Source organism: Streptomyces sp. NBC_01276, from assembly GCF_041435355.1.
Taxonomy (GTDB): Bacteria; Actinomycetota; Actinomycetes; order Streptomycetales; family Streptomycetaceae; genus Streptomyces.
In genome coordinates, this window is record NZ_CP108442.1 from 3291546 (window position 1) to 3302091 (window position 10546).

At 73.1% G+C, this 10546-nt stretch carries 12 protein-coding genes; 6 read left to right on the top strand and 6 right to left on the bottom strand.

Annotated elements, in window-relative coordinates; genetic code table 11:
- Positions 1-94: 94 nt before the first annotated feature.
- Positions 95-1252: an ADP-ribosylglycohydrolase family protein gene (locus tag OG295_RS14335; protein ID WP_371677224.1), complete on the top strand. Its 1158-nt coding sequence runs from the start codon at positions 95-97 to the stop codon at positions 1250-1252.
- Here the strand turns inward: OG295_RS14335 and OG295_RS14340 are convergent.
- A complete protein-coding gene (locus tag OG295_RS14340; protein ID WP_371677225.1) occupies positions 1231-1836 on the bottom strand; it encodes an SMI1/KNR4 family protein in 606 nt (201 codons plus the stop codon). The genes OG295_RS14335 and OG295_RS14340 overlap by 22 nt on opposite strands.
- Positions 1837-2067: 231 nt before the next feature.
- Here OG295_RS14340 and OG295_RS14345 point away from each other — a divergent pair, with 231 nt between their 5' ends.
- The 4 genes from OG295_RS14345 (at position 2068) to OG295_RS14360 (ending at position 4722) form a co-directional block, all read left to right on the top strand.
- Positions 2068-2928, top strand: coding sequence for a TIGR03619 family F420-dependent LLM class oxidoreductase (locus OG295_RS14345; protein WP_371677226.1), 861 nt, complete (start codon positions 2068-2070; stop codon positions 2926-2928).
- Between the two features lie 120 nt (positions 2929-3048).
- Positions 3049-3540: a hypothetical protein gene (locus OG295_RS14350; protein WP_371677227.1), complete on the top strand. Its 492-nt coding sequence runs from the start codon at positions 3049-3051 to the stop codon at positions 3538-3540.
- A 16-nt stretch (positions 3541-3556) separates the two neighbouring features.
- The gene (locus OG295_RS14355) at positions 3557-3829 is read left to right on the top strand and encodes a hypothetical protein (RefSeq protein ID WP_371677228.1); all 273 of its coding nucleotides are present in this window, start codon (positions 3557-3559) and stop codon (positions 3827-3829) included.
- 89 nt (positions 3830-3918) lie between these two features.
- The gene (locus tag OG295_RS14360) at positions 3919-4722 is read left to right on the top strand and encodes a maleylpyruvate isomerase family mycothiol-dependent enzyme (RefSeq protein WP_371677229.1); all 804 of its coding nucleotides are present in this window, start codon (positions 3919-3921) and stop codon (positions 4720-4722) included.
- Between the two features lie 98 nt (positions 4723-4820).
- Here the strand turns inward: OG295_RS14360 and OG295_RS14365 are convergent, their stop codons facing one another.
- The 3 genes from OG295_RS14365 to OG295_RS14375 form a co-directional block, all read right to left on the bottom strand.
- Complete coding sequence (locus OG295_RS14365; protein WP_371677230.1) at positions 4821-5531, bottom strand: MOSC domain-containing protein; 711 nt, start codon at positions 5529-5531, stop codon at positions 4821-4823.
- Between the two features lie 15 nt (positions 5532-5546).
- The gene (locus OG295_RS14370) at positions 5547-5885 is read right to left on the bottom strand and encodes a hypothetical protein (RefSeq protein ID WP_371677231.1); all 339 of its coding nucleotides are present in this window, start codon (positions 5883-5885) and stop codon (positions 5547-5549) included.
- Positions 5886-7075: 1190 nt separating this feature from the next.
- Positions 7076-7669 (bottom strand): dihydrofolate reductase family protein, encoded by a 594-nt coding sequence (locus OG295_RS14375; protein ID WP_371677232.1) that lies wholly within the window; start codon positions 7667-7669, stop codon positions 7076-7078.
- Between the two features lie 224 nt (positions 7670-7893).
- On the opposite strand from OG295_RS14375, the gene OG295_RS14380 reads away from it, so the two are divergent.
- A complete protein-coding gene (locus OG295_RS14380; RefSeq protein ID WP_371677233.1) occupies positions 7894-8292 on the top strand; it encodes a VOC family protein in 399 nt (132 codons plus the stop codon).
- Positions 8293-8372: 80 nt separating this feature from the next.
- On the opposite strand, the gene OG295_RS14385 is transcribed toward OG295_RS14380, so the two are convergent.
- Both OG295_RS14385 and OG295_RS14390 read right to left on the bottom strand, forming a co-directional pair.
- Complete coding sequence (locus OG295_RS14385) at positions 8373-8666, bottom strand: hypothetical protein (protein ID WP_371677234.1); 294 nt, start codon at positions 8664-8666, stop codon at positions 8373-8375.
- 159 nt (positions 8667-8825) lie between these two features.
- Positions 8826-10421 (bottom strand): APC family permease, encoded by a 1596-nt coding sequence (locus OG295_RS14390; protein WP_371677235.1) that lies wholly within the window; start codon positions 10419-10421, stop codon positions 8826-8828.
- Between the last annotated feature and the right edge of the window lie 125 nt (positions 10422-10546).

The window sequence follows — 10546 nt, forward strand, 5'->3', positions numbered from 1 at the left end:
AACTCCCGCTGCTCCACCGGCTTCCGCCGCTCCCGTGGCTCCACCGGTTCCAGCGGCTCCCGTGGCCCCACCGGTTCCGTCGACCCCCGCCCCCATGGCCCCACCGGCCTCGGTGGCTCCCACCGCCCCCGCGGCGCTGTGGGGCCGGGCCGAGCAACAGGACTTCCGCAGCCGGGTGCGCGGCACCCTCCTCGGCTCCGCCCTCGGCGACGCCCTCGGCGCACCGCTCGCCGGACTCTCCCTCCACGCCGTCCACGAGGCCCACGGCCCGGCGGGCCTCACCGCCCCGGTCCCCGCCCACGGCCGCCGCAGCGCCGTCACCGCCGCCACCCAGCTGACCCTGTTCACGGTGGACGGCCTGATCCGCGCCCACGTCCGCCGGGACACCGGCGCCTGGCACCCGCCGACCGACGTCCAGCGCGCCTACCGCCGCTGGGCCGCGACCCAGCACGACTGGGGCCCCGACGAGCGCCGCGAGGACAACGGCTGGCTCGCCAACGAGGAATGGCTCTACGCCCGGCGCGCCCCCGAACGGGCCTGCCTGACCGGCTTCGCCGACGACACCCTCGCCACCCTGGACACGCCGAAGAACCCCACCGCACGGGACGCCGCCGCCACCGTCCGCTCGGCCCCCTTCGGGCTGCTGGTCGGCTGGGAATCCGCCCTGGTGCTGCAACTGGCCGTCGAATGCGCCGTCCAGAGCCACGGCCACCCCACCGCGTACCTCTCGGCAGGGACCTTCGCCGTGATCGTCCACGGCCTGACCCGGGGCGAGTCCCTGGACACCGCCCTCCGGCGCGCCCTCGCCCTGCTCGCCGCCCTCCCCGGCCACCAGCCCGTCACCGACGCCCTCCGGCGCGCGGTCGCCGCCGTCACCCGGGGCGCGCCCGGCCCCGCCGCCGTCGAGGCCCTCACCCCGGGGGACGGACGCGGGGGCCCCGGCGCCGAGGACGCCCTCGCCGTCGCCGTCTACTGCGCCCTGGTCGCCGAGGACGTCCCGCACGGGCTGCGCCTCGCCGTGAACCACGGCGGCGACTCCGCCGCCACCGGCTCCCTGTGCGGGGCCCTCCTCGGCGCCCTGCACGGCGAGACGGCCCTCCCGGCCGCCTGGCTGGCCGCACTGGAGGGCCGGGCCACACTGCTGGAACTCGCCGACGACTTCGCCCTGGAGATGACCCAGGGCCCCGCCCTGCACGGCCCCTCGGTCTCCGCCCCCGGCTGGCTCGCCCGCTACCCGGTCCCGACGGCCTGAACCCCGGATCCCCCCTGGCCCCAGCCGGCCGGCAGCAGGTCCCACGACCCGTGGCGCAGCCAATCGTCGAAGGTCGCCGGGTGGCCGCCGCCGGGGTGGTCGGGGGAAAGCGGCACGATCAGGTCGCAGGTGGCCCGGCCGTCCCACCACACCGTGCCGGCCAGCGGACCGGTGATCGCGAGCCGCGTGGAGAAGCCGCAGCCGTTGTCCTGGAGGACCACCGAGCCCACGGTCTTCGCGTCCTGGAAGACCTCGTACTCCCGGTCCCACGCCTGCCAGGCCTCCCCGAAGGCCCGCTCGTCGGCGAAGTCCTCCGGCAGGGGCTCGCGCCCGTCCAGGTCCGCCGTCGCGTCCACGTACGAGTCCGGGTGCGGGAACGGCAGCCGCAGCAGCTCCGCCGGCGCCGGGCCGTCGGCGCCCCAGACCCAGCCCCGTTCGTCACGGAAGGGCGGGTACACCCACCGCGGGTGCTCGGCCTCCTTCAGGTACGCGCGGTACGCGGCGGGGAAGGACACACCGAGCTCGCGCTCGGCCAGGGCCAGCTCGGCCTCGGTCAACGGCGTGGACACGACGGGATGCTGCATGGCGGCGAGCCTAGGACCGGCCCGCCCCGCAGCCCTCCACCGGCCCGCCCCGCACCCGCCCACCTGGCCCCCGCCGCCCGGCCCCGGCCCCGGCCCCGGCCCCGGCCCCGGCCCGGAACCTCCGCCGGACCGGCCCGGCCGCCCCGCCCGGAACCCGCGCGGCACCCCCTGCCCTCCTGACGCGGAACGCCGTACCTTGGCCCTCCCCACGACTCGGAGGTGCCCTCGCCCATGCGGATCGCCACGACCGTCTTCCTCACCGACCGCACCATCACCCCCGTCCGCCTCGCCCGCGCCCTGGAGGAGCGCGGCTTCAGCGGCCTCTACCTTCCCGAGCACACCCACATCCCCGTCAACCGCGCCACCGACGCCCCCATGGGCGGCGAACTCCCCGAGGAGTACGGCCGCACCCTCGACCCCTTCGTCGCCCTCGGGCAGGCCGCCGCCGTGACCGAACGCCTCCACCTCGGCACCGGCATCACCCTGGTGGCCCAGCACGACCCGATCGGCCTCGCCAAGCAGGCCGCGACCCTCGACCACCTCAGCGGCGGCCGCGTCACCCTCGGCATCGGTTACGGCTGGAACGTCGAGGAGGCCGCCGACCACGGCGTCGAGTGGCGCACCCGGCGCGACCGGGTACGCCACCACATGGCCCTGATGCGCGCCCTGTGGTCGCCGCTGCCCACCGCGTACGAGGGCCCGTACGGCTCCGTCCAGGCCAGCTCCGCCCACCCCAAGCCGGCGACGCCCCCGCGCGAACTCGGCCCCGGCCGGCCCCTGTACGGACCCCGCACCCTGATCGGCGGCTCCGCCGGCCCGAAGCTCTTCGCCGCCATCGCCGACCACGCCGACGGCTGGCTCCCCATCGGCGGCCGCGGCCTCACCGAATCGGTGCCGGTCCTGCGGCGGGCCTGGGAGGCCGCCGGACGCGATCCGAAGACCCTCCAGGTCGTCCCGTACGCCGTCCAGCCCACTCCCGGGAAGATGGGCCACTACGCCGAACTCGGCCTGGAGGAGGTCGTCCTGCAGCTCCCGTCGGCCCCGGAGCCGGAGGTGCTGCGCACGCTCGACGGGTTCGCGCAGTACCTCTGAGGCGGTGGCGCGGAACCGCGGGCGGGTTCCACCGCGTGTCCGGGGGTGCCTCTGCCCGCCGGACCGGCTGGTACTTTGGCGCGTTCCGTCGATCAACTCGCTTTCCCTGGGGGACTTCCCGTGCACAGCTACCTGCGCTTCACCGCCGTCGCCGCCGTCGGTGCCACCGCCGCCCTGACCCTGACCGCCTGCGGCAGCGACAGCGGCAAGGCCGCGGACAAGCAGCCCTCCGCCGCCGCCTCCGCCCCGGCCGCCGCCACCACCCCCTCGACGGGCGGGACGGGCGGCGCGGGCGGCGCGGCGAAGGCCGGCACCCTGGAAGGAGGCTGGATCTCCATGCAGAACCCGGCCAAGGGCGTGGTGCTCACGGTCAAGGGCCAGACGGCGTTCGTCGTCGAGGCCGCCACGGGCCTGACCTGCGAGGGCACCAGCAACGGCTCGGCCCTCGACCTGAAGTGCCCGACGGGCGCCACCCGTTCGAAGGGCAAGGTCGACTCGGTCGACGCCACCACCCTGAAGGTCACCTGGGAGGGCCCGGCCGGCACGGACACCTTCCAGCGCAGCGAGCCGGGCAAGCTCCCCTCCCTCCCGGCCCTGCCGACCAAGAAGTAACCGGAAGGCGGCCGGGGTGCCGGGCCAGCGCAAGCGGAAGGCGCAGCAGCGCAGGGAGTCCGAGGCGTGGAGGGCGGCCCGGCAGGACGGCCACTGGGAACGCCTCTTCGCGACCCAGGACCAGGCGGAGTTCAAGGCGTACGTCCGCGAGCTGCTGCGCGGCGGCGACCTGCGCCCGGAGGACGTCCGGCTGGACATGCTGTGCGGCCGCCTGACGCACCCGACGACCCACGTGGTGAGCGTCTGGGTCCGGGCGGACGGAGGTCAGGCCTGCCAGGACGACGTCTAGGACGACGTCCGCGACGGCCGCGACGGCCGACCGGCGGCGACTGTGAAAATCGCTGTCCGGTGACCGGAGCACGGTGATAGACATCCGGCGTGGAAAAGAATCTTGAGTTCCCTGACCTGCTGCGACTGATCGATGAGCGGTCGACCGCCTTCCGCGCCGCGGTCGCCGCCGCGCCCAGTCTCGACGCACCGGTGCCGACCTGCCCCGAGTGGACGCTGTTCGACCTGGTGAAGCACCTGGGTGGGGGAGACCGTTTCTGGGCGGCCATCGTCGCCGCGGGGCCTGCCGACGGCCCCCCGGCCGAGGCCGCCGCTGCGCGCGCCGCTCTGGAGTTGCCGCGGGAGCGTGAGGCCCTGCTGGCCTGGCTGGCCGCGTCGACGCAGCTTCTGCTGAGCGCCCTGCGCGAGGCGGGCCCGGACGCCGACTGCTGGGCGTGGTGGACTGGGTTGCAGACGCCGCGGACCTCTGGCGGAGTCGCCCAGCACCGGGTCCAGGAGAGCGCGGTGCACACCTACGACGCCCAGCTCGCCGCGGGCGCCCCGCAGCCGCTGCCGTCCGGGGTCGCCCTCGACGGTGTCGAGGAGTTCCTGTTCACCTGCGTGGCGTCGCCCAGCGCCTGGCCGCACAAGCCCACGACCTTCGACTTCCACGCCACCGAGGGCCGCTCCTGGCGCCTCACGGTCGACGGCGACGGCGCACGCTCCGCCCGCATACCCGCGCCCACGGCCACGGCCACGACCGGCGAGGACCCGGACGCAGCCGGCGTCTCCGTCCGTGGCACGGCCAGCGAGTTGGTCATCTACCTGTACGACCGCATCCCTGCCGAATCCCTGCACCTTGACGGAGACGCGGGGCTGCTCGACCTGCTCCGCGCCTGGGAGCCGGAGCACTAGGACGGAGCGGGGGCGAGCCGGCGAAGAGCCTCATCACCGCCCCCGTACCCGCACCCGTACCCGCACCCGCACGGCGTTCGCCGGCGGGACGGGCGGGGTCACTCCAGGACCAGCGGATCGCCGAGCCGTACGGTGCCCTGGGTCACGATGCCCGCGAGCATGTCGAGCCGGTTGTCGTGGGCCCGGGCGATGGTCTTCAGGACCAGTGGGGAGTGCGGGAGGTCCCGCTGGGCCTGGTTCGTCATCACGCACCGCTCGCTGGAGCGCACGAACTCCACGCACAGGCCGTCCCCCGCATGCGCCTTGCGTCCGGCCCACTCGTCCTCCACGAAGGGCGGGGTGCCGGGCGGGGTGCGCAGCAGCACGTTCGGCCGGAAGCGGCGTTCGTCCACCGGGACGCCGGGTATCTCCGCGCGGATCCAGTCGAGGGTGGCGGTGGTGAGGACGCTCAGCGGCAGCTGGTCGAAGTGCGAGATCCCGCCCTCGCGGGCCAGCTCGACGTCGTCGCGGCCGAGGTAGGTGCGCAGGTACGCCGTGGGGTCGGCCACGGGCTCCCCCTGAGGGTCGATCAGCTCCGGCCGCCCGCTCCCCTCCGGGTAGCGGGAGCTCAGGTGCAGCAGACCGTCCATGCGGCGGAAGCGCCGGGTGTTCTTGCCCGACCCGAACCTGCCCTCGCCGTCGCGCACCGCGTAGAGCCGGTCACCGACCAGCCCGCGCCCGTCGACCTCCGCGCAGCGCAGCCGCTCGCCGCCGGTCGACTTGATCGGGTACCGCCACAGCCGTTCGATCACGCCCACGATGTCCGTCATCGTCGTGACGGTAGTTCACGGGGGCGGAACGGGCCCCGGCGCCGGCGCGCCCGGGGCCGGACGCCAGAAGCGCCCGTCAGGCAGGGCCTGACGGGCGCCGAGGAAGTACTCCGCGTCGCGCTGGAACCGGACGTCCGGAACGGCGCCGCGCACGTGCCCCCAGACGCCGGGCGCCACGCGGTACTCGCCCGCCACCATCCAGGGATCGTCACCCAGCACGAAGAGGTGCCTGATCGCCAGGAACTGGTCCCGCGACAGGGAAACGGACTCGACTATCTCCTCGTCCGCATCACGGAAGCCGATCAGATCCCAGACGAGGTTGTAGCCGTCGGCGAATGGATAGTCGCTGCTCATCGACGCCACGCTAGGCCGCACCCCACCTGCCCGCACCTGCTTTTCAGGCGGAACGGGGCCTGAGGGCTGGGTGGTCGGGGGTGGGGGTGGGGGTGGGGTCGGCCGGGGTCGGGGGTGGGCGGTGCGCCCTTGGTCCGGGTCTGGGGAGGGCTGGGGGCGTCCCGCCAGTCCACTGTCCTTCCGTGTCGGGCCGGTCCCTCAAGGGCGCTCCTTCGTCGCGTCGCTTCGCGATGGCCTTCGGCCACCCTTGACCGACCGTCCCGCCCCGGAATGCCAAAGACTGTCGGGAAGCCCCCAGGGAAACGGCCGGGAGGAAACCGAGAGTCAGGGGGCCAGCCAGAGATGTACGAGCCCTACCCGCCTGGGCAGACCCGAGGCACGGGCCCCCTCGTTCTGATTCCGGGCCGGGTGCTGCCTGACCACCCCAAACGGCGACCAGACCGCCCGGCCATGCCTTCAGGACGGCACACGCATCGGATCGCTACGCGCTTCTCTTGGCATAGCGTCTGCGACCCGTCTGGGGCTGGACATAGGCCGCCCAAGACGGCCGGTAGGCGTGCTTGTCGGGCGGTTGGCGGCCGCCATGGCTCTTACCGGACTCTGAGGACGACAAAGTCGTCCTCAGAGTCCGACAGGCAGCACCAGCGCCCCTCCAGAGCCCATCCGGCACGCCAAAAGGCACAAATAAACCCGCGCTCGCGTGAGAGACCAAGACCCCCGGACCGTGGGCGGCTTATGTCCAGCCACAGGCAGGCGGCAGACGCTATGCCGAGTGAAGCGCGTAGCGATCCGATGCGCCTGCCGTCCTGAAGGCATTGCCGGACGGTCTGGTCGCCGTGTCGTGTGGGCTGGCGGCACCCGGCCCGGAATCAGGGGGATGTCGGCCCGTATCTCGGGTCCGCCCAGGCGGGGAGGGCTCGCGCATCTCTGGGATGCCCGCCCCTCGAAGATCTCCCCGTGGACCGTTCTTTTGGGGGTTTCCCGGCAGTCTTTGGCATTCCGTGGCGGGACGGGCTGTCAAGGGTGGCCGAAGGCCATCGCGAAGCGACGCGACCGAAGGGAGCGCCCTTGACAGCCCGGCCCGACGCGGAAGGACGATGAGACTGACGGGAAACCCCCAAACCCTCCCCGACACGGACCGAGTCGAGTCCCGCCGCCCCCCGACCCCGATCCCGTTCAGCCCCGCCCCCTCAGTCCCCCACCGGCCTGTACGTGCACACGTTGACGCCCGCCGGGCTCGTTGCCGTCGAGACGAGTTCGAGGGTTCGGCGGCCGCCGTCCGTCGGGAAGATCGACTTGCCGCCGCCGAGGAGGACCGGCATGACGATCAGGCGGAGTTCGTCGACCAGGCCCTCGGCGATGAGGGTGCGCGCCAGGGTGGGGCTGCCCATCACCAGCAGGTCGCCGCCGTCGGCCGCGTGCAGTTCGCGGAGGCGGGCGAGGGCTTCGGCGCCGGGGATGAGGGTGGTGTTGTTCCAGGTCAGGTCGGCGTCCGTGAGGGTCGCGGAGACGACGTGCTTGGCGATGGAGTTCATCTGGTCCGCGAAGGGGTCCCCCGCCCGGCCGGGCCAGGCGGCCGCCATCGTCTGCCAGGTGCGGCGCCCGAAGAGGAGGGCTTCGGCCTTGGCGGTGGCGTCGGCGAAGGCGCCGCCGACGACCTCCGGGTCGAAGAAGGGCTGCGACCAGCCGCCGTGGGCGAAGCCCCCGTCAGTGTCCTCCTCCGGCCCGCCCGGGGCCTGGACGACGCCGTCGAGGCTGATGAACTCGCTGATGACGATGCGCATGGGACTCGTTCCTTTGCTCGGGTACCTCGGCCACCTCAGGTGCCTCTGGTACCGCAGTTGCCTCAACTGCCTCGGTCGGGCTTACAGAAGGAGAGACTGCGGGGTCGCGCGGGAATCATCGCTCCGGACGCTGTGACCTGTCCCACACCGCCGTACGGTCCGGCATCTGACACATCACGGGGCGGGCGGGCCCGCCCTCGCGCCCGGGGCCGTACCCTCCGCGCATGATCGATTCACTCACCCACGTCCGCGTCGCCCGGCCGTCCCTCGACCTGGAGGCCGCCGAGCGGTTCTACGTCCAGGGCCTCGGACTGGACGTCCTGTGGCGGACGACCGGTCAGGTTCCCGGGGAGCACGACCTCGTCATGGTCGGGCCCGCCGGCGGTGGATGGCACTTCGAGCTGACCCGGGACCCCGAGAACCCGCTCGCGCCCACCCCGACCGTCGACGACCTGTTCGTCGTCTACCTCGGCGAGGCCCCCGACGAGGACCTCGTCAGCCGGCTCGTCGACCACGGCGGGACCCGGGTCCCCTCGCACAACCCGTACTGGGACGAGTACGGGGTCACGGTCGCCGACCCGGACGGCTACCGGCTCGTGCTCTGCTCCCGCACCTGGGGCTGAGCCCCCGCCGGTCCGGCCTCCGGGGCGTCGAGCACGTCCGGCGTTTCGAGGAGGGCGCCGGACCGGCTCGCCGGACGGGGTCAGCCGCCGACCTTGGGGGCCTTGGGCAGGCCGGAGGAGAGGGCGGTGCCGGCGCCCGTGAGGGAGGCGTCGGTGGCCTTGGAGGCGGTTCCGGCCGCCTGGGCGGTCACGCCGACGGCGGTCTTGGTGTCCTGCACGGCCTGCCCGGGGTGGTCGACGATCTGACCGACGCGCTTGGCGAGGGGCTTCACCGCGGTGGCGTTGCCGTCCGCGGCGTGGGCGGCGGGGGTGAGTGCGATTGCGGCGCCGCCGGACAGGAGCAGGGCGGTGAGGGTGCGCTTCATGGCCTTCATGCACGGCCCAACGACCTCACCGCACCCCGGGTCACCGGTCGCCGCGGGCGTTCCGCGCATCGGGCTACCCCGGCGCCGGCGGCCCGGCGCGTCCCGGCGGGCCCGCGCCCCGGGCCCGCGCCCCCGGCGTACTCCCGGCGCACCCCCGCCGGGGCGGGGTCAGTCCTCGACCACCAGGGCGGGGGTGGACTTGGTGAGGACCTCGCCGCGGAAGAAGGCGGGGCTGCGGCGTTCGGTGACGAACATGATGACCAGGCCGAGGGCGAGGAGGCCGACGCCGATGACGAAGACGCTGCCGACGCCGAGGCCGGGGATGGTCGAGCCGGAGCCGTAGGAGGGGTTCCAGGCGTCGGTGAGGGTCTTGAAGAAGACCGCGGCGAGGAGGAGGCCGCCGATCACCGGGAGGATGCCCTTGAAGAGCAGGTCGCGCACGGAGTCGCGCAGTTCGCCGCGGAAGTACCAGGCGCAGGCGAAGGCCGTCAGCGAGTAGTAGAAGCAGATCATCAGGCCGAGCGCGAAGATCGTGTCGGTGAGGACGTTCTCGCTGACCAGGGTCATGACCGTGTAGAAGGCACCGGTGGCGACGCCCGCCGTGACGGTGGCGCGGCCCGGGGTCTTGAACTTCGGGTGGACCTTGGCGTAGGAGGCGGGCAGGGCCTCGTACGTGGACATGGCCAGGACCGTGCGGGCCACCGGGATGAAGGTGGTCTGCAGGGAGGCGGCGGCCGAGGCGAGGACGGCGACGAAGAGCAGGATGCCGAGCACCGGGCCCATGACGGGGCCGGCGAGGGCGGCGAAGACGTTGGCGGAGGTCTCCGGGTTGCCGAGGCCGAGGCCGGAGGTGCCGGAGCCGACGGCCATCTGGGCGGCGATGCCGGTGGCCAGGTAGGAGCCGACGAGGACGACCATCGCGATGAGCGAGGCGCGGCCGGGGGTCTTGGAGGACCCGATCGTCTCCTCGTTCGCGGTGAGGCAGGTGTCCCAGCCCCAGTACATGAAGATCGAGAGGGAGAGCCCGGCGGTGAAGGCGGCCATGGAGCCGACCGCGAAGGGGTTCATCCACTCCCACGAGAAGCTGAGTCCCGTGTCGAAGGTGCCGGCGGAGGCCTTCTGGAAGGCCATCGCGACGAAGACCGCGAGGACGAGGAGCTGGAGGCCGACCAGGGTGTACTGGATGCCCTTGGTGGCGGTCATGCCGCGGTAGCTGATGGCGGTGGCGACGGCGATCAGCGTCAGGCAGGTGGTGATGTGGACGAGTTTGCTGTCGTCCAGCCCGGCGATCGACGGATTGTTCGTGATCTCGCCGGCCAGCAGCCAGAAGTAGGAGGTGGCGACACCCGCGAGGTTGGAGAGCACGATGATCGTGGCGATCACCAGGCCCCAGCCGCACATCCAGCCGATCCGCGGGCCGAAGGCCTTGACGGTCCAGGTGAAGGAGGTGCCGCAGTCCGGCATGGCCTTGTTGAGCTCGCGGTAGGCGAAGGCGACCAGCAGCATCGGGAGGAACCCGGCCAGGAAGACGGCCGGCATCTGGACGCCGACCTCACCGGCGGTGGAGCCGAGGGTGGAGGTCAGGCAGTAGACGGGGGCGACGGTGGAGATGCCCAGGACGGCGCTGCCCACCAGACCGACGGACCCCTTGCCGAGGCCCTTGCCGCGGACCTCGCCCTCGCCGCCGCCTTGGCCCTCGCCCTCGCCCTGGGCGCCGCCATTTACCGCGTCTCCGACCTTCTGCCGAACGTCCAGCTGTGTCATGGGTCAGGACGTTAGACGGTGCGGTTTCCACATTCGGAAGACTTAAGTCCGGATCTGAGGACCCAAAAATGCCTTGGAATCTTGAGGTCGAGAGAGTTAATGATCGCGCAATGAAAGGCTCACGG